Source organism: Thiocapsa rosea (genome assembly GCF_003634315.1).
In the GTDB taxonomy this organism is placed as follows: domain Bacteria; phylum Pseudomonadota; class Gammaproteobacteria; order Chromatiales; family Chromatiaceae; genus Thiocapsa; species Thiocapsa rosea.
Genome location: NZ_RBXL01000001.1, coordinates 4,773,738 through 4,793,653 on the forward strand (window position 1 = coordinate 4,773,738; position 19,916 = coordinate 4,793,653).

At 63.5% G+C, this 19,916-nt stretch carries 20 protein-coding genes; 12 read left to right on the forward strand and 8 right to left on the reverse strand.

All coding sequences use genetic code 11. The annotated features are described in order from the left end of the window. Positions 1–69 precede the first annotated feature (69 nt). Entirely contained in the window at positions 70–1,617 is a 1,548-nt protein-coding gene (locus tag BDD21_RS21200) for an ATP-binding protein (protein ID WP_120798854.1), read from the forward strand. A gap of 138 nt (positions 1,618–1,755) precedes the next feature. Here the strand turns inward: BDD21_RS21200 and BDD21_RS21205 are convergent, their stop codons facing one another. After that, positions 1,756–2,685 (reverse strand): alpha/beta fold hydrolase, encoded by a 930-nt coding sequence (locus BDD21_RS21205; RefSeq protein ID WP_120798855.1) that lies wholly within the window; start codon positions 2,683–2,685, stop codon positions 1,756–1,758. Positions 2,686–3,013: 328 nt separating this feature from the next. Here BDD21_RS21205 and cowN point away from each other — a divergent pair, with 328 nt between their 5' ends. Both cowN and ilvD read left to right on the forward strand, forming a co-directional pair. Then, on the forward strand, positions 3,014–3,310 hold the full coding sequence (gene cowN, locus BDD21_RS21210) for a N(2)-fixation sustaining protein CowN (RefSeq protein ID WP_120798856.1): 297 nt from the start codon (positions 3,014–3,016) through the stop codon (positions 3,308–3,310). Between the two features lie 231 nt (positions 3,311–3,541). Continuing rightward, entirely contained in the window at positions 3,542–5,455 is a 1,914-nt protein-coding gene (gene ilvD / locus BDD21_RS21215) for a dihydroxy-acid dehydratase (RefSeq protein ID WP_120798857.1), read from the forward strand. A gap of 241 nt (positions 5,456–5,696) precedes the next feature. On the opposite strand, the gene BDD21_RS21220 is transcribed toward ilvD, so the two are convergent. Next, entirely contained in the window at positions 5,697–5,948 is a 252-nt protein-coding gene (locus tag BDD21_RS21220; RefSeq protein WP_120798858.1) for a CCDC90 family protein, read from the reverse strand. Between the two features lie 146 nt (positions 5,949–6,094). Between BDD21_RS21220 and BDD21_RS21225 the strand changes: the two genes are divergently transcribed. From BDD21_RS21225 to BDD21_RS21250, 6 genes are all read left to right on the forward strand, one after another. Continuing rightward, positions 6,095–6,715 (forward strand): trimeric intracellular cation channel family protein, encoded by a 621-nt coding sequence (locus BDD21_RS21225; protein WP_120798859.1) that lies wholly within the window; start codon positions 6,095–6,097, stop codon positions 6,713–6,715. 111 nt (positions 6,716–6,826) lie between these two features. Next, the gene (locus BDD21_RS21230) at positions 6,827–7,141 is read left to right on the forward strand and encodes a hypothetical protein (protein ID WP_120798860.1); all 315 of its coding nucleotides are present in this window, start codon (positions 6,827–6,829) and stop codon (positions 7,139–7,141) included. After that, entirely contained in the window at positions 7,138–7,914 is a 777-nt protein-coding gene (locus BDD21_RS21235; RefSeq protein ID WP_120798861.1) for a protein-L-isoaspartate(D-aspartate) O-methyltransferase, read from the forward strand. The genes BDD21_RS21230 and BDD21_RS21235 overlap by 4 nt, the downstream gene beginning before the upstream one ends. A 139-nt stretch (positions 7,915–8,053) precedes the next feature. Then, positions 8,054–10,492: a tRNA(Met) cytidine acetyltransferase TmcA gene (locus BDD21_RS21240; protein WP_245969732.1), complete on the forward strand. Its 2,439-nt coding sequence runs from the start codon at positions 8,054–8,056 to the stop codon at positions 10,490–10,492. Continuing rightward, positions 10,489–10,947: a bis(5'-nucleosyl)-tetraphosphatase gene (locus BDD21_RS21245; protein WP_120798863.1), complete on the forward strand. Its 459-nt coding sequence runs from the start codon at positions 10,489–10,491 to the stop codon at positions 10,945–10,947. Before BDD21_RS21240 ends, BDD21_RS21245 begins: the two co-directional genes overlap by 4 nt. A 13-nt stretch (positions 10,948–10,960) precedes the next feature. Beyond that, a complete protein-coding gene (locus BDD21_RS21250; RefSeq protein ID WP_120798864.1) occupies positions 10,961–11,629 on the forward strand; it encodes a YceH family protein in 669 nt (222 codons plus the stop codon). 949 nt (positions 11,630–12,578) lie between these two features. On the opposite strand, the gene BDD21_RS21255 is transcribed toward BDD21_RS21250, so the two are convergent. The 6 genes from BDD21_RS21255 to BDD21_RS29280 all read right to left on the reverse strand — a co-directional run bounded on the left by BDD21_RS21255 (position 12,579) and on the right by BDD21_RS29280 (position 15,835). Continuing rightward, a complete protein-coding gene (locus BDD21_RS21255) occupies positions 12,579–12,782 on the reverse strand; it encodes a hypothetical protein (protein ID WP_120798865.1) in 204 nt (67 codons plus the stop codon). Further along, complete coding sequence (locus tag BDD21_RS27565) at positions 12,779–12,988, reverse strand: hypothetical protein (protein WP_147431175.1); 210 nt, start codon at positions 12,986–12,988, stop codon at positions 12,779–12,781. Before BDD21_RS27565 ends, BDD21_RS21255 begins: the two co-directional genes overlap by 4 nt. A 49-nt stretch (positions 12,989–13,037) precedes the next feature. Beyond that, positions 13,038–13,775 (reverse strand): DUF1828 domain-containing protein, encoded by a 738-nt coding sequence (locus BDD21_RS21260; RefSeq protein ID WP_120798866.1) that lies wholly within the window; start codon positions 13,773–13,775, stop codon positions 13,038–13,040. After that, complete coding sequence (locus BDD21_RS21265; RefSeq protein WP_147431176.1) at positions 13,772–14,779, reverse strand: hypothetical protein; 1,008 nt, start codon at positions 14,777–14,779, stop codon at positions 13,772–13,774. Before BDD21_RS21265 ends, BDD21_RS21260 begins: the two co-directional genes overlap by 4 nt. A gap of 251 nt (positions 14,780–15,030) precedes the next feature. Further along, positions 15,031–15,384, reverse strand: a complete 354-nt coding sequence (locus BDD21_RS21270) for a hypothetical protein (RefSeq protein ID WP_147431177.1) — start codon at positions 15,382–15,384, stop codon at positions 15,031–15,033. A 157-nt stretch (positions 15,385–15,541) separates the two neighbouring features. Next, entirely contained in the window at positions 15,542–15,835 is a 294-nt protein-coding gene (locus BDD21_RS29280; protein WP_425470263.1) for an HGGxSTG domain-containing protein, read from the reverse strand. A gap of 763 nt (positions 15,836–16,598) precedes the next feature. On the opposite strand from BDD21_RS29280, the gene BDD21_RS21290 reads away from it, so the two are divergent. The 3 genes from BDD21_RS21290 (at position 16,599) to BDD21_RS21300 (ending at position 19,875) form a co-directional block, all read left to right on the forward strand. Then, a complete protein-coding gene (locus tag BDD21_RS21290) occupies positions 16,599–17,441 on the forward strand; it encodes a J domain-containing protein (protein WP_120798870.1) in 843 nt (280 codons plus the stop codon). Between the two features lie 147 nt (positions 17,442–17,588). Continuing rightward, on the forward strand, positions 17,589–19,241 hold the full coding sequence (locus BDD21_RS21295) for a DUF6399 domain-containing protein (protein ID WP_120798871.1): 1,653 nt from the start codon (positions 17,589–17,591) through the stop codon (positions 19,239–19,241). A 301-nt stretch (positions 19,242–19,542) separates the two neighbouring features. Continuing rightward, on the forward strand, positions 19,543–19,875 hold the full coding sequence (locus tag BDD21_RS21300; protein WP_147431178.1) for a hypothetical protein: 333 nt from the start codon (positions 19,543–19,545) through the stop codon (positions 19,873–19,875). The last annotated feature ends 41 nt before the right edge of the window (positions 19,876–19,916 follow it).

The window sequence follows — 19,916 nt, forward strand, 5'->3', positions numbered from 1 at the left end:
CCGTTACGCTGAGATCGGGTCGCTCAATCGCTGCTACGCCCGTCACGCACCAGCCTGCCGAGGTTCCCCATGCACCGCCGCAAACTGCCGATCGGGATTCAGACCTTCGCCAAGATCCGAGAAGAAGACTATTACTATGTCGACAAGACCGACTTCATCCGGCAATTGATCGACGAAGGCAGTCAGTATTTCCTCTCGCGTCCGCGGCGCTTCGGAAAATCGCTGCTCATCGACACCCTGGCCGAGCTGTTCGCCGGCAACGAGCCGCTGTTCCGGGGTCTGGCGATCCATCCGCACTGGGACTGGTCCACTCGCTATCCGGTGATCCGGATCAGCTTTGCCGAGGGTGTGCTGCAGAGTCGCGATGCACTGGAGGCGCGCATCGCTGATCTGATCCGCATCAACCGCGAGGCCTTGGCGGTCGAGGTGCATCCGGGTCTCGACATCGCCGGGGCCTTCGGCGAGCTGATTCGCAAGACCCACGCGCACTACGGGCAGCGGGTCGTGGTCCTGGTGGACGAGTACGACAAGCCGATCCTGGATAATCTCAGCGACCCCGGCATGGCGCGCGCCATGCGCGACGGGCTGCGCAACCTCTACTCGGTGATCAAAGGGTCGGACGCCCATATCCGCTTCGCCTTCCTCACCGGGGTGAGCAAATTCAGCAAGGTCAGCATCTTTTCCGGGCTGAACAACCTGAACGACATCACGGTGGACACAACCTATTCCGCGATCTGCGGCTATACCGAGCAGGATGTGGATACGATCTTTGCGCCGGAGCTCGAGAACCTGGACCGGGATCGGATGCGCGACTGGTACAACGGCTACAACTGGACGGGGGCGCCCGTCTACAACCCCTTCGATCTGTTGTTGCTGTTTCAGAAACGCGAATTTCGCTCCTGGTGGTTCGAGACCGGCACGCCGACCTTTCTGGTCGATCTGCTCACCACGCGCGGCTATTTCACGCCCGATCTGGCCGGCGTGCGTGCCTCGGAGGCACTGCTGTCGACCTTCGACGTGGACAGCATGTCGGCCGAGGCATTGCTGTGGCAGAGCGGTTATCTCACCTTGACCGGCTCGCGACGCATCGGCGCACGCATCGAATACAGCCTGGGGTACCCGAACCTGGAGGTCGAGTCGGCATTGAACGACGCCCTGCTCAAGGGATTGATGGGCGACCCCATGCAGGCCGATCGCGCCGTCAGCCGGCTCTACGACGTGCTGGTGAGTGGCGATTTCAGCGCCCTGCGCGCCCATGTGGAGGCGCTCTTCGCAGCCATCCCGCATCAGTGGCACGACGGCCACCCGATCGCCCGATACGAGGGCTTTTACGCCAGCGTCTTCTACAGCCACCTTGCCGCGCTGGGGCTGGACCTGACACCGGAGGATTCCGCCAATCAAGGCCGGATCGACCTGACCCTCAAGTTCAACAGCCGGATCTGGCTGTTTGAATTCAAGGTGGTGGAGCTGGCGCCCGAGGGACGGGCACTTCAGCAGATCAAGGATCGTGGTTACGCGGACAAGTACCGCGCCGCCGGCCAGCCCATCCATCTGATCGGCATCGAATTCAGTCGCGAGCGGCGTGCCCTGGTGGGGTTCGAGGTCGAAACAGTTTAGCGGCGAACCGAAAGACGGGGGTGATCACGCCGGTCGATCCTTTCCCCGAAATCACCTAAACCGCGCCGGCTCCAGCGGTCGTCAAAACTGCCGGGGCCGATCCCATCCAAAAAGATCGCATACCGCGTGGGGCGCGGTTTAACCGCCCGACTTCGCCCAAAAGCCGTCGAGAGCTGCCACGGTCTCGGGCAAGCGCTCCCATTGCGGCAGGCCCATGTTCGGCGCCAATCGCTGGCGGGACCAATTCGGGTGACGGGCGATGAAGTCGTCGAGCCGCTCGAAGTCGATGTAGGGGTCGCGGTCGGCGATGGCGAGCACAGGCAGATCGGTCAGCTTGGCGTAGAGCCGGTCGCCCGCTTCGGGCGTGAAGAGCTGCATCGAGAGAAAGACCAGTGGGGCGTGTCGTGCTCCCGGCTGATGTGACGTGGCGTAGGCGTAGTCGAGGATCTCCTGTGTCGGCTCGCCGACAAAGGACTGTCCGAGGTAGTGGCGGATGCTGCGCTTGGATGCGACGAGATCGAAGAGGGCTTGGCTCAGTCCGGGCGTCTTCAGGATCGGGTGGACGATCCGACCGAACCCCGGCCCCGGCGGGACGCGTTTGCTGAATCCGGTCGGTGCGATCAGGGCCAGCGAGGCGACCGAGCCGGGCTTGGAGCCAATCATGCGTGCCGCGAATTCGGCACTCAGCGACAAGGCGACGACATCCGCGGGCTGCCCGACGACCTGATCCAGGAACTGTCCGAGCACGTCGGCAAAGAGCTGCGGGGTGTAACCCGCGGGGCGACGCTCGGAGTGGCCGAACCCGGGAAGATCCAGGCTGTAGACGGGGCGTTGCGATCGATAGTGCTCGAACAGCGGCTTCACCTCGAAGCTGCTCGGCGCGGCGTTGACGCTGTGAACGAGCACCAGCGGGCGCCCGCTCGCCGAGGTGTCGGCGTAATAGGCGATCCGCCAGCCGTCTGCACTCGTAAACTGCGAACGCGGTGCATCGACCGCCTCGCCGAGCGGGATCCCCCGCCCCTTTCGATCGCCCTTATGCTCGCCTGCTGCCAGGGTCTCTCCGGTCATAGATACTCTCCCGCCTTGGAATCGTCGATGGTGGACGGCCGTTTTCGGTCAGGCCGCTCGACAGGAGCCAACCCCGGGCCGCTTTGAAGCCAAACAGCTCACGCGATTATACCCCCAAGCACCCGAACCGGCCGTAGGATGGGTAGAGCGAAGCGAAACCCATCCTACACGCTCCAGCATCTCGGTTCCGGCACCGGCAAAGCGCAGCGAAACCCATCCTAACCGCTCCAGCGTCTCGGTTCCGACACAGACAAAAAAGATCGCATACCGCACCGGGCCCGGTTTAGCATGATCGAAATGTTCCCGATCACCCGCTTCATGAGCCACGATGACGACCGCAAACACACCTGCTTTCAGCGACCGCTACATCTCTTTCCTCGGACTCGACTGCGACGCACGGGCGCAGCGTTTCGTCTCCGGACTACGCGACCTGATGCTCGACCCCGATCGCCAAGACCCCTTCTGGACCTACCTCGCGGCCAAGCTCGACGGCGAGAAAGGGCCGGCGCACGACGAGCTCTATCACATCCACTGTCATCTCAACGACATCCGCGATCTGCTCGACCGTCTCGACGCGCCTGAGCTGATCGCCGAGCTCGACGTCCTCGAGACGGAGTGTTGTTGAACCGCGTCTCGTGCCCCGGGTGCGGGTTGTGGTCGGGCGCGACCTCGACCCGTCACTCGAGCTCGGCGCGGACGCGGTTCAAGACATGATTTTAAGATTCTAAAACGCGCCCTTGCCGAGGTTGTTTACCGCGCGAGGCCGAATCCGAACACCAAACCCGCCATGCCCTACCGAGCGCGTTTTAGCCGGGTATACTTGGCGGGATCCTATCCCCCCGCCAGGTAGCCTCTCATGCCCCAGTACCGCTCCCGCACCACCACCCATGGCCGCAACATGGCCGGCGCACGCGCGCTCTGGCGCGCCACCGGCATGACGGACGGGGATTTCGACAAGCCGATCATCGCCGTCGTCAACTCCTTCACCCAGTTCGTCCCCGGGCATGTCCATCTCAAGGACATGGGCCAGCTGGTCGCGCGCGAGATCGAGGCGGCCGGCGGCGTGGCGAAGGAGTTCAACACCATCGCCGTCGACGACGGGATCGCCATGGGTCACGGCGGGATGCTCTATTCGCTGCCCTCGCGCGAGGTGATCGCGGACTCGGTCGAGTACATGGCCAACGCCCACTGCGCGGACGCCTTGGTCTGCATCTCCAACTGCGACAAGATCACGCCCGGCATGCTGATGGCCGCATTGCGTCTGAACATCCCGGCGGTCTTCGTCTCGGGCGGGCCGATGGAGGCCGGCAAGGTGTTGCGCAACGGCGAAGAGCTGCATCTGGACCTGGTCGACGCCATGGTCGCCGCGGGTGACGAGAAGCAGAGTGACGCATCGGTTGCCGAGCTCGAGCGCTCCGCCTGTCCGACCTGCGGCTCCTGCTCCGGCATGTTCACCGCCAATTCCATGAACTGCCTGACCGAGGCGCTCGGGCTCAGCCTGCCCGGCAACGGCTCGCTGCTCGCTACCCATTCCGCGCGCAAGGATCTCTTCCTGGAGGCCGGCCGTCTGATCGTCTCGCTCGCGCGCCGTTGGTACGAGCAGGACGACGCCAGCGCGCTGCCGCGCTCGATCGCGACCTTCGAGGCGTTCGAGAACGCCATGAGCCTGGACATCGCGATGGGCGGATCCACCAACACGGTGCTGCATCTGCTGGCGGCGGCCTACGAGGGCGGCGTGCCCTTCAGCATGGAGGACATCGATCGGCTCAGCCGTCGCGTGCCCAATCTCTGCAAGGTCGCGCCCTCGACCCAGAAATATCATATGGAGGATGTGCATCGCGCCGGCGGCGTGATCGGCATCCTCGCCGAGTTGGACCGTGCCGGGCTCATCCATCGCGATCTGCCGACCGTGCACAGCGCCACCCTCGGCGAGGCGCTCGCGCGCTGGGACGTGCGCTACACGGAAGATCCGGAGGCGCGCCGTCGCTATCTGGCCGCGCCGGGCGGAATCCCGACCCAGGTCGCCTTCAGCCAGGCGCAGCTCTGGCCGGATCTGGACCTGGATCGCGCCGAGGGCTGTATCCGTGATCTCGAGCATGCCTACAGCCGCGACGGCGGCCTCGCGGTGCTCTTCGGCAACCTGGCAGAGGACGGCTGTATCGTGAAGACCGCCGGGGTCGACCCGAGCATGTTCGAATCCGACGCGATCGAGAAGGACGAGCTGCGCTATACCACCAGCGTGCCGACCTCGGTTCTGCGCGCCTTCGTCGGGCCGGCCCGTGTCTACGAGAGCCAGGAGGATGCGGTGACCGCCATCCTTACCGAGCAGGTCAAGGCAGGCGACGTGGTGGTCATCCGCTACGAAGGACCCAAGGGCGGACCCGGCATGCAGGAGATGCTCTACCCGACCAGTTATCTCAAATCGAAGGGGCTCGGGAAACACTGCGCACTCATCACGGACGGGCGCTTCTCCGGCGGCACTTCGGGGCTGTCCATCGGCCACGTCTCGCCCGAGGCGGCCGAAGGGGGCTTGATCGCACTCGTGGAGGAAGGCGATACGATCGAGATCGAGATCGCGAGCCGGCGGATTCATCTTGCCGTCGACGACCAAACCCTCGCCGCCCGCCGGGCCGCCATGGAGGCACGCGGCTCGGCGGCCTGGAAGCCGCTCGACCGCCAGCGTCAGGTCTCGACGGCACTCAAGGCCTACGCCTTGTTGACGACCAGCGCCGCCCACGGCGCCGTGCGGGATGTGTCGCGCCTCGGATAACCAAGGGAACGATTCAAGAACAACCGAAGTATGTAGGATGGGTAGAGCGCAGCGAAACCCATCCTCACAGCTCAACCGCCTAATCCGGGTGGCGGCACGGAAAGGATGGGTTTCGCTGCGCTCGGGCGAGGTTCCTCGTTTTGGGCGTGGTGCCGGAAGGATGGGTTTCGCTGCGCTCTACCCATCCTACGCATCCGCTAGACCGTGCCGAGCGCGGTGGGTTTGCCGTCGGCGGTGTCGGCTACGCGGGGAAGAATGACTTGAGCAAAAGGGCCATCACGCCTCCGAGCAGGATCCCCATCATCCACTTGATGAGGCTGATGTCCGACCGGACGGGCGCAAGTTCGATCTGCAGGTCTTTCTTTGTGATCAGCTCTGCTTCTCCGGACGCATCCCGGAACGCTTCGGAGATGACCTTCGCCCGATCCTCAGAAATTCCCCCTGATTTGAGCTTCTCGACAAATTTCAATGTATCGAAGGAGGTGGTGGCCATGCCCGCAACTCCCGACCGACGAAGATGATGTGTTGTGACCATAGCATAATGGATCCGAGAGCCGTCGAACCGCGAGGAAGGATCCGAACCGAATGGTGCCTCGATCCTGGCGGGCAGCACGGTGCGCCGGGCGGAATCGAAGGCTCATGCTGACCATCATCGAAATCGGCGCCATCATCGCCTTTGCCGTTTCGGGGCTTATCGAGGCGGCGCGCCGGCGGATGGATATCGTCGGGGTCTTCACCGTTGCCTTCGTGACCGCATTCGGCGGCGGGACGCTGCGTGACGTGCTGCTCGACCGCCGCCCGCTCTTCTGGGTGCAGCATCAGGAGTATGTCTGGCTGGTCTTGGTGCTGACCTTGATCGGCTCGCCCTTGCTCGGCTTGATGCGGCATCGTTGGGCGGAGCGGGTTATGAACGTCACGGATGCCATTGGGCTCGGGCTGTTCGCCGTCTCGGGCGCCGCGCTGGCGATGGCGGCTGAGATGCCGCTCATCGTCGTGGTGATGATGGGGGTCGTGACGGGCGTCTTCGGCGGGGTGCTGCGCGATGTGTTCTGCAACGAGATCCCGGTCGTGTTCCAGGATCACAGCCCCTATGCGCTCTGCGCCTTCGTGGGCTGCTGGGTCTTCATCGGCGTCGATGCCCTCGGCGCCGAGCCCTGGCTGACCTTGCTGGCGGGTGCCGGCACCACGACCGGGCTGCGCCTCTTGGCGCTGAGTCTGGATTGGCGGATCCCGCCTTGGCCGCGCAACATGGGGGACTGATACTGCCCCGTAAGCATGAGTCGCGACCGGGATTCCGACCGACGCGGACCTGGCCGCATCCGGAAAGACGGCGGACAATGGCACGATCACCGGGCTTGACCGAGGCGACCCATGGGCGAGGAGATCAGAGGACATTGCTGGAATTGCGGGCGGGGACTGACTAAGCTCGATTACGGTCGCGAGCTGCGCTGTCCCGGTTGCGACAAACCGACCCATTGCTGTCGCAACTGTCGGCACTATGCGCCCGGACGACCCAACGAGTGTCGGGAGCCGATGGTGGATCGCGTCATTGCAAAGGATCGGGCCAACTTCTGCGACTGGTTCCAGCCTCTGCTGCGATCGCCCTCGCCGCAAGCCGGCGAGACGCCGAGCGCGACGACCGACCCGGACGCGCTGAAACGTGCCGCGGAGGATCTGTTCAAATGACCGAGCGCCGAAGCCTTTTCCGTTCACTCCACGGGTTACTCCTCGCCGTCGGACTCTGTCTGGTCGCGACGGTCAACGCCTGCGCATCGGAACAGGACATGACCGCGGAACGTCAACGACTCGTCGAGAAGATCGAGGCCGAGGTCCGTATGACGGCGCCGGAGCTGGGTTTCGCGCGGCTCGATCTTCGGGTCGCCGAGGCCATGCTTCGGGTGCCTCGCCACGCCTTCGTGCCGAGCGCCCAACGGGCCTTGGCCTATGCCAATCACCCCCTGCCGATCGGCGGCGGGCAGACCATCTCTCAGCCCTACATCGTCGCCATCATGAGCCAGCTGCTCGATGTCGGTCCGGGCGACCGGGTCTTCGAGCTGGGCACCGGATCCGGTTATCAGGCGGCCGTGCTGGCTGCAATGGGGGTCGAGGTCTATTCGGTCGAGATCGTCCCGGAGCTGGCCGAGCGCGCCGTCGCAAACTTGGAGGCCGCCGGCTATCCGCCCGGCTCCGCTCAAGTGCAGGTTCGGGCCGGAGACGGTTGGCTCGGCTGGCCCGAGGCCGCTCCGTTCGACGGCATCATCCTGACCGCCGCCGCGCCCGTGATTCCGGACCATCTGATCGCTCAGCTCAAACCCGGTGGCCGTTTGGTGATGCCCATCGGCGAGACGCTAGCCGTTCAGCAACTTGCAATCTTCGCTAAGGACGATGACGGCAGCCTGCGCCGACGCGACATCCTGCCGGTGCGCTTCGTCCCGGTGACCGGCCCCCTGGGCGACTGACCGATGCGGGCGCCGGACATCGGCTTAGGTCAAAGGCGAAAGGTCAAAGGGCAAAGAAGGGGCGGCATCCGGCTGGCAGGCCAGCCGTTTCGACGCGATCCGCCGGCAGGCGACTGCATCATGCGCGGGGGCGATCTCGATGCCGTCGAAAGACCTCACCCCTTCCTGCATCTGTCTCGCTATGGCTGAAGACGCACGCGTGCCGCTCCATGACGACACACTCGAAGCCCTCGCCCGCACACTGCAGCGACAGGCGCAAGCCACCGGACATCGCGCGACCCTGCTGCTGAGCGGCGATGCGGACTGGACCGCAACCCATGCATGGCGTTGCGTCGCCGCCCTCCCGGATCAGGTTCCGACATGGCTGACCGAGCGACCCCTGGCCGACGGCGCCCTGCCACTGCGGGCCGCAGACCGGCTGCTCGGCAGCGATCTCGACCTCTTGGTCTACGACGCCCATCGCGGTTTCGACCCGGATGGTTTCGGCGCAGCGACCGGGGCGATTCGCGGAGGCGGTCTCCTGCTGTTGCTGACCCCGCATTTAGAGGCATGGCCGGACCTGACCGATCCGCAGGCCGAGCGCATCGCCGTTTGGCCGAATACGGCCGCATCGGTCGGCGGACGCTTCCTCAGGAGGCTCGCGCGGCTTCTCGGCTCCGAGCCGGGGCTCATTCACCTTGCGCAAGCCGATGCAGTGAGTCTCTCGACCGCGCAGAGGGTCGTCTCGGACGCCGCGCGCAACATGCCGGAGTCGAGCGACCCCGGACGGACGGCCGCAGAGAACGACCCGGACCTCACCGAACCTGCCACATCGGACCAGGATCACGCCATCGCGGCCATCCTCGCGGTGGCGCATGGCCGTGCACGCCGCCCGCTCGTCATCCGAGCCCACCGCGGACGCGGCAAGAGTGCTGCCCTGGGCCTCGCCGCCGGCAAACTCCTAGGCGAGCGGCCGCTGCGTATCCTGGTGACCGCACCGAGACGCTCGGCGACCGATGCGCTCTTCAAGCACGCCGCTGCCGTGCTGGCCGGTGATGCTCAGACCCGCGCCCCGGATGCCGAAAGCGGGTCGAGAACGGACAAGACGACCGCAGCTGCGGCAAACCGATCCGGGTACGGCGAGGCACCGGGATCCCTCGAATTCGTCTCCCCCGCCGACCTCGCCGCGCAAACACCGGCGGCCGATCTGCTCCTGATCGACGAGGCCGCCGGCATCCCCGCGCCCATGCTAGAAACCCTGCTCGCCCGTTACCCGCGCGTCGTCTTCGCGACCACGGTCCACGGCTACGAGGGCACGGGACGCGGCTTCGACGTGCGCTTTCGCGACACACTGGATCGGCTCACGCCGAATTGGCGCGAGATCGCGCTCGACACACCGATCCGCTGGGCGGACGGGGATCCACTCGAAGCCCTGACCTTCCGCGCCCTGCTGCTCGACGCCGCCCCCGCCACGGCCGAGGTGCTGAGCGACGCAGACGCCGCAGAGATCCGCTGCGAGCGCCTCGACCGCGACGCCTTGGGCCAAGATGAGAAGACCCTGCGCGAACTCTTCGGTCTGCTCGTCCTGGCCCATTACCAGACCCGACCGATGGACCTGCGCATGCTGTTGGACGGCCCGAATGTTCGGGTCTATGTGCTGCGATGGCGCGATCATGTCGTCGCCACGCTCCTCGCCGCGGAGGAAGGCAGCTTCACCGACCCGGACTTGCGCGAAGCGATCTTCACGGGGCGACGCCGTCCGCGCGGCCACCTCCTCCCGCAGACCCTGTCGACGCATGCCGGGCTCGCCGAGGCCCCTGCCCTGCGCTATCTGCGCGTGATCCGCATCGCCGTCCATCCGGCGCTCGCACGCTGCGGTCTCGGCCGCAGACTGCTGCGCCGGCTCGCGCACGACGCTCGCGCCGAGGGCGTCGATCTCCTCGGCGCCAGCTTCGGCGCGACGCCCGAATTGATCCGCTTTTGGGACCGCTGCGGTTTTCGTCCGGCACAGATGGGCACCAGCCGGAATGCCGCAAGCGGCGAGCATGCGCTCGTCGTGCTGCGCCGTCTCGGCACGCGCGGTTGGCGCTTTGCCGCAGAGGCCGAGGCACGCCTGGAAGCCCGGCTACCTGTGCTGCTGGCCGGTCCTCTGCGCACGCTCGACCCCGTCACCGTCGTCGCGCTCGTCGCCGCGCTCCGCGCCGAGCCCGAGCCCGAGCCGCCGTCGGCCGCATGCCGAGACGCGATCGACGATCATGAGCTGAGCGGTTTCATTGATGGCCATCGCTCCCTGGACGCCACCCTCCCGCTCCTGGCCGATCTCACCCGGCGGCGACTCGGACCATGTCTCCGGGCCGCCCGCATCGCGATCGAAGACGCCGCACTTTTGATCGCAGCCACCCGCCAGCTCCAAGGCCCGGCCGCGTTGGCGAGCCGCTTCGGTGCGAGCGGTCACGACGCGATCCTGACCCGCATCCGACACGCAGCCGAGATGCTGCGGTCCGACCTCCTCGAAACCGTGCCTCGCGTGACAGTCATGCAAGACGCGGCGCCTCTATCACTCCCGTACAAACCTGCAATGCGGGAGCGCGCAGAATGAAACGTCCACAGATCCTCTCCGCCGGCGTCGTACCGGTCCGTCGCTTCGGACCCGAGATGCGTTTCTTGATTCTGCGCTGCTTCAGCTACTGGGATTTCCCCAAGGGCGAGACCGAGCCCGGCGAAGATCCGTTGAACACGGCAAGACGCGAGGTCACCGAGGAGACGGGGCTGCTCGATCTGGACTTCCGATGGGGAACGTCTTTCGTCGAAACGCCGCCCTACGGTCGCGGCAAGGTCGCGCGGTATTATCTTGCGGAGTCACCGCGCGGCGACGTGACGCTCGGGATCAACCCGCAGCTGGGGTTTCCCGAGCACCAGGAGTTTCGCTGGGCCACCGAAGCCGAGGCTCATGCGCTCTTGAACGATCGCGTGCGCGCCGTCCTGGACTGGGCCGTGCGACGCATCGGCGAGTTGCCCGAAGCCCCGGCACCAGGTCCATCAACCGACCACTAGAGAACCGCCAACCATGACGATCGAGCACGAATCCGACACCTCCGATGCCATGCTGACCCCGACGGAAGCACGCGTCCTCGGCTGCCTCATGGAAAAGCAGCGCACCACCCCCGACCAATACCCCTTGACCCTGAACAGCCTCGTCAGCGCCTGCAACCAGAAGAGCGCCCGCCATCCCGTCATGAACATGACCCCCGGCGAGGTCGGTCACGTCGTCAACCAACTGCGCGACCGCGGCCTCATCTACGCCAGTCTCTCGGGGCGCACCGAGCGCTACGACCACAAGATCGTCGGCACCTTCCTGCTGAGCCGAGAAGAACACGCCCTGCTCTGTGCCCTGATGCTGCGCGGCCCCCAGACGACCGGCGAGCTACGCACCAACACCGCACGTCTGGCCGACTTCAAGGATCTCGAGCAGGTCACCCGGACGCTGCACGGCATGGCCGAGCGCGACCGCCCGCTCGTCGTCGAGCTGCCGCGCCAGCCCGGCAAGCGCGAGGAGCGGTTTGCCCACCTGCTCTGCGGCCGACCCAAGATCGAGGACATCCCGGAGTCCGCTCACGCGTCGAGCGGCGAGCCGACCCGCAGTGCTCGCATTGAAGCGCTGGAGGCCGAGGTCGCGGAGCTGCGTGCTCAGATCGACAGGCTTTGGTCCCTGACGGGGCTTGAGGATCAGCGCTGATCGGGGACGCGAATCGGCGAAGCGGCATCTTGGCGAGCAGCCTCGCCAACCTTTGCACGCCGCGTGTATTTTTCGGTTTTTTGGGCTCAATTGTTCGAATATATCGAGGCTTTGGACACCGCCGTGCCAAGCATCGACCGGGAATGGGCCACGCAGACATGGAGGAAAGAGGATTCGCAGAGCGACGGGGAAGGACTGACGATGTCGAGATCGGTCGGAAAATATTCCGAAGAAGAGCCGCTAAGATACTGAATGGACTGGCGGAGAGGGTGGGATTCGAACCCACGGAGGGGATGAACCCTCAACGGTTTTCAAGTCACACACGCCTGATGTGCCTCACCTTTTCCCACACCTCCGTTCGCTTCAGAATCAACTGCTTACGATCGTGATCGCGGTGTGGCGTAGCGTGAAAAATTGGCGTGTCTTGGGTAGTCGTTGGCTCAGATTTGGCTCAGACCTAATCGCGCCCAATCGCCCATCGTCGGGGTATCCCCGAGCTTGCCCCGGACCAGCCGCGCGAACTGTGGTTTTCTGTAGCGGCTCGGCGCCGTCGCCGGTCCTAGCTTTTCCCAGTCGCTCGCCTGCTCCGGTTGCGGCTGCTGCTGGTGCGATCTTCGCCCGACGCGCGCCGCGGGCTCTACGAGCTGACTGTGCGGTCTCGGGGCCCATCTCGACCGGGGGGCCTGCACCGCCCACAAAAAACCCGGCCTGAGCCGGGTGTGGTCGCGTGACTGTAACGTCGCTTACTGCTTTCGCCTCCAGGTCGTAAACTGCGCCTCGGTGGCAAACACCATCCATCCTTCCTCGACCTCCAGGATCTCGGCCGCTCCCGGATAAGCCGCTCGCACGGCATCGATGTCGGGGTACTGCGCTGCGCTGCGCTGGCGAATCGCGTGCTCATGCTCCTTGCTCCTTGAGGTTGAGCCCGGCCGATGCCGGGCGGGTTGGTTTACTCGGTCTCGCTCGGCGCGGACACTCGTGTCAGTGTCGCAGCAATAACGTCGAGCTCGGCGGCGGTCTCGCTCAAGATGTCCGCCAGACCAGCCAGCGCCTTGCTGTCCAACATGCTGCACTGGTCGATCATCGCGGCGAGACTGGAAACCCTCGCGCGGGCATGGTCGAGCTGGTCTCGGGCGTCCAATATGTCGCTCATGTCGCATGCTCCGTGAGGTTGTCGAACTCGATCCGGTAGACCGCTTTCAGGTCTTCACGCGCGGCAGCAGCAGCGCCGAGACGATTATGCAGTCGGTTGATGATGTCGAGCGCTGCGTGGAGAGTCTTATAAAACAAATGCTTAGGTGCTCTCCTATCTAAGCGTTCGTCCTTGTGCCACACTTTTTCCACAGATTGCGTGCGCACAAAAAATCCGCCGAAGCGGATTGTGTGGGCCGAGAGAGTCAAGGAGTCGCTAGTGGTGCAGTCGAGCAGCCACTAACTCTCCAAGAGCAGTGGGCGCGGTAAACTCTACGGTCTTGTCGGTGTAGTAATTGGCTCGGGTGTATTGAGAGAGGCCAATCTCCCGCGCGCTCTCTACGGCAGCCAGAACGTAAACCGGCGACTTCCTGCGCGCCGCATCCAACCAGATGATCTCGGCTTCCATGAGACGTTTTGGTGTGGTGGCGGCGATGACGAGCAGTGGTGTGCGTGAGCACACATAAACATCAACGTACAGAGTTTTACTCTCATCGGCCGGCACATTGCAGCGCGACTCAACCCCGGCAGAGGTTGCCGCGTCTTGAACCACGCGAATCACGCGGTCACGAAAATCGGATGTCTGTCGCTCCCGACGAAGGACGGACAATGCTTGGACTTGGGACGACGCTTCAGCAACGGCCGATGCCGTACGTTCAAATTCTGAGTGATCGGCCTCCGCGTAAAGACATTCTCCGTCCTCGTCCACGGAAACTCCGAGCAAGAGGGGGAACGCAGACAGTCGGGCTTGGACCCGTTCGGACTCCGGGTCGACGCCGGCCGCCGAAAGCCGAAATAGCCCTTCTCCGTTGTCATCCAACCGCCAGCCAGATCCCCGTCGCTTCGCAAAAACCACGACTTGATCCCCATCGTCATACCGAAGCGGGGTTACCAGACGCCCTCCATCTTTGCTGGCAAACCACTGGAAATCTTTGCAAAAATTAAAGTGGCTCATAACAGTTGATCATCATTTGGCGCAATTTGGATGCCGCATCGCTCGCAAAAAATATGGATTAGGTGAAAGCGACCATTCTGGTCGGCAGGATCGATGCCCGCCGGGGTTCGCAGTGCCAACTCTGGAGCTCCGGGAAGTTGGCGCTCAGTGTAGTCGCGATCAGAACGGCAGTTCGCCTGAGCATGCACTCCTTTGTGACTTGGATGATAGTGCAGGATGACGAGAGGTAACAGGCCGGCGGTGGTGTGCCGCAGCCAGTAGGCGAAGAACGCCCGTCGTTCTAAGGTTTCACCGGCACGCGCAAGAAACAAGACCTTGGAATCGTCAGCAACCTCAATCAAGCCGGAATGGGTCATCCGGGCGCCGCCCATCTTGTCGAACGGCTTGGGCAGGGTGTTTTTCTTAAGCGGCTTGAACTTGACGCCCCGCAGCACTTTTGGTTCGCGCTTATGCCGAAGAAGCTCTTTGCGGTCCATCTTGCCTCTGTCTCTCGGGTTGTCCCACCAAAAGTCCACCAACACCAATGCCAATGCCCTCACCGGGATCTGGGACAAGCGAGTGGTTTGAAGTGCCCGTGCCAGAGCGGCATCCAACGCGGATGGTCTCGCGTGTGGCTCCTCAGCTAATCTGCAGTATGCCGAACCGAGTTGCGCCCGCACAAGATAGAATCGGCGAGCCGCTGTTGGATCGGCTCCATCGTCTCGGGTCTCGCGCTGGTTCTCGAAAAGTAGCCCGCGGTCTGGCGGCTTGACGTGGCCAATGTCGATTGCAGCCTGTCGCGCGGAGATCTCCCCCGCCTCGATACTCCCGAGCAGCGCCCCCGCCTTCGGATCGGTCGCCGCGTCGCGCTTGAGGCGGGCTATCCAGTATTCGGCGTCGCGCTTCGGCTTCTTGCCTTGGCTGCTAGAATCAAAGGTAGAGACGCTACCTTTGTTTTCCTCCCCGTTCGCAGCATTCCGGTTGCCCTCGGGCGCCCCGCGCTCCTTCGCCGCCTTCGCCTTCACACTCGCCCGAGCCCGCTCCTTCTCCACGCGCGCGTCAAACTCGGGGATCTCTTGGCGTAGGGCAGTGCGGCATAAATCTCGGCGAGTTTGTCGGCTTTACAGTGACGCTCGGGATATGCGTCAGCGACGAGAACGCAGGCCAAGCCGTGACGGTTTGTCACGGGTGCGCTCGCGCGCGCGGAGACTGCTCTCGGGCCGGTGGTCCGATCCTTCACCCGACGCTCGCCGTGCGGTCTCGGGGCGGGTTTGCGTCAGTGACGAGATAGGGCGAGATCCGCATCGGCCTGCACCTTCGCCGCGCGTGCTTGGTCCCGTTCGGCGGTCGCGGCATCGAGACGCTTGCAGAGATCCGACTCGCGGGTCTCCTTTGCCTTCAGCCTGCGCTTCAAGGCGTCGTTCTCGACCGTGAGCCGGTCGTTCTCCTTGTTCAGTCGCGCGACCTCATCCAAGGCATCCGCCAGCTTCCGACGAAGGGCCTCGGGCTCACCCTGGGCAGGTGCCGGTGCGGTGCGTGCCTTGAGGCGTTCCATGTACTGACGCTGGCGCTCGGCGCCGGTCATGGCAGAACCCGTTGCGGGTCGGCCTCGCTTCTTCGTTTCGGGCATGGTTCGTTTCCTGTCAGTGACGATAAGTAAGAGTATTCGTCAGTGACGGGAAAATGCAAGGTCTCGGGCGAGGTGGCGCGGAGTATGGCGGTCGGCGGGTGCGGTTGGAGGGCGTCGCCTGAAATCCCGGCGCAAAAATGTAGCTTTTCCCTACCTCTCAAGGGCTCGGGTTTCGTTTGGGGCGTCCGCCCTTCCTCCCGTTGATCCTGGATTGCTCCCGGCCGGCCTCGGTCTTGGGGCCTGTGCTCAGCCCACCGTGGAGCCGACAGCGCCCGGACGGGTAAATGTCTCGGCGCTTGCAGGGTGTCCCCGCGCGGGTCTTGGCTCCGCAAAACTCATTCGTCGGCGCGTTCGCGCGGAGCTTTGCCACGCGCCGCATCATCTCGGCGTGTTCTAGCTCCAGCTCCGCCAGGTGCTCGCTCAGAATCGCCTGCACGCTCGGAAACATCATGCTGCGCACCCTTCTCACCAGCGCCGCGCCAACCAATCGAAGGCGCTCACGGAGGGGCGCTCAAGAGCATGTCGGCGTGCCTCGCGATCTTGCGGGCAACGCCGGATCTCGGTCTTCCCGCTCCATAAATACAACGCAGCTTGGTAGGGCAAACCGCATCTGTCTCGACGCGCGACTTTCCCGGCAGGGCGAAGGATCGACGCAGCCACGAGCCAAGCCACCGCGCCCCGGGCCCGCATCTCGGAGACCCCGAGCCCGCGCGCGATGTCGTGTGTTGTGAAGGCCCCGACCGGGAATCGACGCCGAACCAGATCAAGCACGTCCTCGCGACGGAGGGGGGTCTGCTGCTGCATAGCGGGGCTCCTGTAGATTCCAGCATTCCTAACATCGTACCGCCCTAAGTGGAAGCAATCGGCGAGGTTGGAGCGTGCGCGAGATCAATCAAAAACGGGAGGTGTGAGGTCATAATCCGTGTCCGTGTCCGTGTCCGTGTCCGTGTCCGTGTCCGTGTCCGTGTCCGTGCGAGCAGCCGAAACATAATCGTGCGGGATCAGCCAGGGCCTTACCTGACGTTCCCGCTAGTCCACGCAAACAACACTAACGCCTGAGGTTCCGCAAGGACACCGCAGCCGCTTGGCCGTCGAAGTGTGGTTTCCCTTGCGCTAAAGCTCAGGCTAACCCGCGGCGTGCAACCGACCTGCCCCCGCTGATGGGCAGCGCCCTGGAATAAGGTGACGGAGAACGAGGGAGCGAGACTACTCAGATGTCGGGAATCAAAACACACTACGATAACCTCAAAGTGGCGCGTAATGCTCCACCAGAGGTTATTCGCTCGGCATATAAAGCTTTGTCGTCTAAGTATCACCCGGACAAGAACCCAGGGAATCCGACGGCAGAGCGGATCATGAAATTGGTTAATCGGGCTTATGAAGTCCTTTCGGATCCAGTAAAGCGAAGGCAACATGATATCTGGATTGAGCGGATGGAGCGCGTGGAAGTGGCGAACCTGCAAATGGGAATAGAATCCGAAGGAACACGAAGAAAAAAGAGCGGGCCGCGATACCTGGAGCGCATAATCAAGAGCATTGGATCAAGTTTATGGGATATCCTCCGAGTTCTGGCTTTCACGTTTAAGCTCATAATTATTATTGCTGTGTTTGCGGGTATCATTAATTATTCAATCACTTGGCTAATAGCTCCTGACGAATCCCCTGTGCGAGAGATCGATGCCGCAGAATCTTCTTCTGAGGGATCGATCAATAATGGGGTTTGGTGCGCACCTGCGCCATCTCCTCAAGCTACGGCAACGACGGAACCGGATTTCCGGCTGGCGCCGAACGGATTTCCTTGGCCAGCCAAGGCAGGATACTTAGAGGGTTATGAAATTCTCAATAGAGCAGGGCTATCAAGCATCACAATCGACAACAGCAGGAATGGCGCCGATGTATTCGTGAAACTCGTTGTTTGCGATGACAGAAAACTTAAAGTGGCGCGGCAGTTATTTATCCCGGCTTATGGAGTCTTTACTCTGGACCGCGTGACCGCGGGAGCATATGACATACGCGGCCTTGATCATCGGTTGGTCCAAAACCGCGTGTTTCGGTAGGCGATCAAGCATCCTGAAGGAGTGGCAGGAGCGCCGGGGAGGCGTACCCTTGGAAGTGCAAACTGACCGAGGGAAACGCCGTTGTCCGATGCTCCTGCCTGTGTCGACTCTAGTGCAGATCGACGCCCCACGCCAATCCACGATCGCTTGGATCGCGCCAAGCACCTGCATGCGGTGGCGCAAGCCCAGCAGGATGGGCAGAGTCAACGCGCGGCGGTCAGCGGCGCCGGCGTGGCGCGCAGCACCCTGCGTCACTGGAACGCGTCCCCTGCGCCATCGGCGCCGGCGGCGCTGTCGGCCTTCGTCGAGACGCCCGAGGGCGTGGTGTGGCTGCGCCGGATCCTGGTTGCCGCGCACTGGAGCATCGGCGAGCAGGGCGGCGCGGGCGTGCGCGTGGTCTGCGATTTTCTCGAGCGCAGTGGGCTGTCGGCATTCATCGGCGCCTCCTACGGTGCGCAGCAGGCGTTCCATGCCGGCTTGGAGGAGCAGATCGTCACCGCCGCCACCGAACTGCGCGGGACGCTGGCCCAAGCCATGCCCCATCGCACACTGAGCATCGCCGAAGATGAGACGTGGAAAGACGGCATGCGTTTGGTGGGCATCGATGCGGTCTCGAACTTCATCCTGCTCGAGCACAGGAGCGATGAGCGCTCGGCGGCGGCCTGGACACGGGCGCTCGAGGGTGGACTCGAGGGGCTGAATGTCACGGTGGTGCAAGGCACCAGCGATGAGGCCAAGGGGCTGTTGGCGCATGTCGAGCGTGATCTGGGCGCACACCATGCCACGGACCTGTTTCATCTGCAGCATGAGGTCAGCCAGGCGATGAGTCTGTCGCTGAAGCGCGCCGAGCAACAGGCCGAGACGGCGGAGACCGAGGCGAAGGCGCGCTGGCAAGACGAATGCGCCGCCGAGCAGGCCTATCATCGGCGCCGCCACGGCCCCGGGCGCCCGCCGGCGTTCGCCGCGCGCATCGACGAGGCGCTGAGCGCTTACGTCCAAGCCAGCCTTGCGCGCGAGCAGGCCCACGCGCACCGCGCCGAGGCCAAAGCCCTGATCGGTGCGTTCAGCGAGGTCGATCATCCCTACGAGATCCAACAGGGACAGGCGCAAACCCCCGAGCAGTTGGAGGCGCGTCTGGGAACGCTGTTTGCGCGCCTGGAGGCGATCGCCGAGGAAGCGGATCTTTCCGAGCGTCTCTGCGCACATCTGGCCAAGGCGAAGCGCCTGACTCAAAGCCTCGTCGCCACGCTGACCTTCTTCTTCATGATGGTCAACACCCGGGTGCAGGCGCTGGACCTGGCATCGGCCATCGAGCAGGCGATGCTCGACGATCTGATCCCGGCGCTTTATCTGGAGCGCGTCGCCGCACGCAGCACCCGCGCCGAGCCCCGTCATCGACTCCGAGCACTGAGTGCGCAGCGTCTCGCCCCGCTGAGGCAGCCCTCGCACCCGATCCAGTCGCTGGATCCGCAGACCCGTCACCATCTCGAGCAGGTCGCCGGGGAGTGTGCCGATCTGTTCCAGCGCAGCAGCTCCTGTGTCGAGGGACGCAACGGCTTCCTCGCGCTCTATCAGCACGGGCATCACCGACTCAGTCCGCGCAAGCAGCAGGTCTTGACCGCCCTGCACAACTTTGCGATCAAGCGGCCCGACGGCACCACGGCCGCCGAGCGCTTCTTCGCTCAACCCCACCCATCCTTGTTCGAGCAGGTGCTCGAGCGCATGCCCTGGCCCGCCCGACCGGCCCGACGACGACCGCGCCCGGCAAGGCAGCCTTACCTCGTTCCTGTGGCGGCTTAGCAACAGTGGACCAATCGATGATCAAGGCCACATACGCTATCGCGATCTCAGCAATGGCGGTTTATATCGCTCCGAAGACTTTACGGTTCAAGAGTACAGTGCGGACGGAAGCGTGCACTATGCCGTTCTGACGATAACGATTTACAAGGTGGAAGATGGCAATATGGACACTTATCCCTTAACCGAAGAGGGATTCTTGTAATCAGCTATTGCATGCCGACGCCGAGACTTATTGGGGTGAAATATGTCACGAGGCCAGAAATTTGTTATCTTGGGATGGGTCTGTTTTTTGATGTTTCAGATGGCGTATCCGCCGTTTCACCGAATAAGCGACGGCAAAGATACTCTTTTGGGTTACAAGTTCTTGGCGAGTTCGATGACGCCATCGGACAGGTATGACCGAAGTAACGACCACTATATCGCGAATATAGACGCCAACCTGCTGTTTGTTCAGATGGTCGGCTCGACGCTTGTTTTTCTGGGCTTCTTTATGTTGCTTCATCCCGGCAACGAAAGGGATGGATCAAGCGGGCGAGGAGAGCCTGCTCATTCAGGAAGCGGGCAAAGCAACAAGCAGTCCGAAGAGTTTTTTGACGTCGGCGATGATGGGAACCCTTACAGGAATGTCAGGTAGCCCGCAGCCTTGCGGGCCTGATAACCGGGGTCGATGTAGGT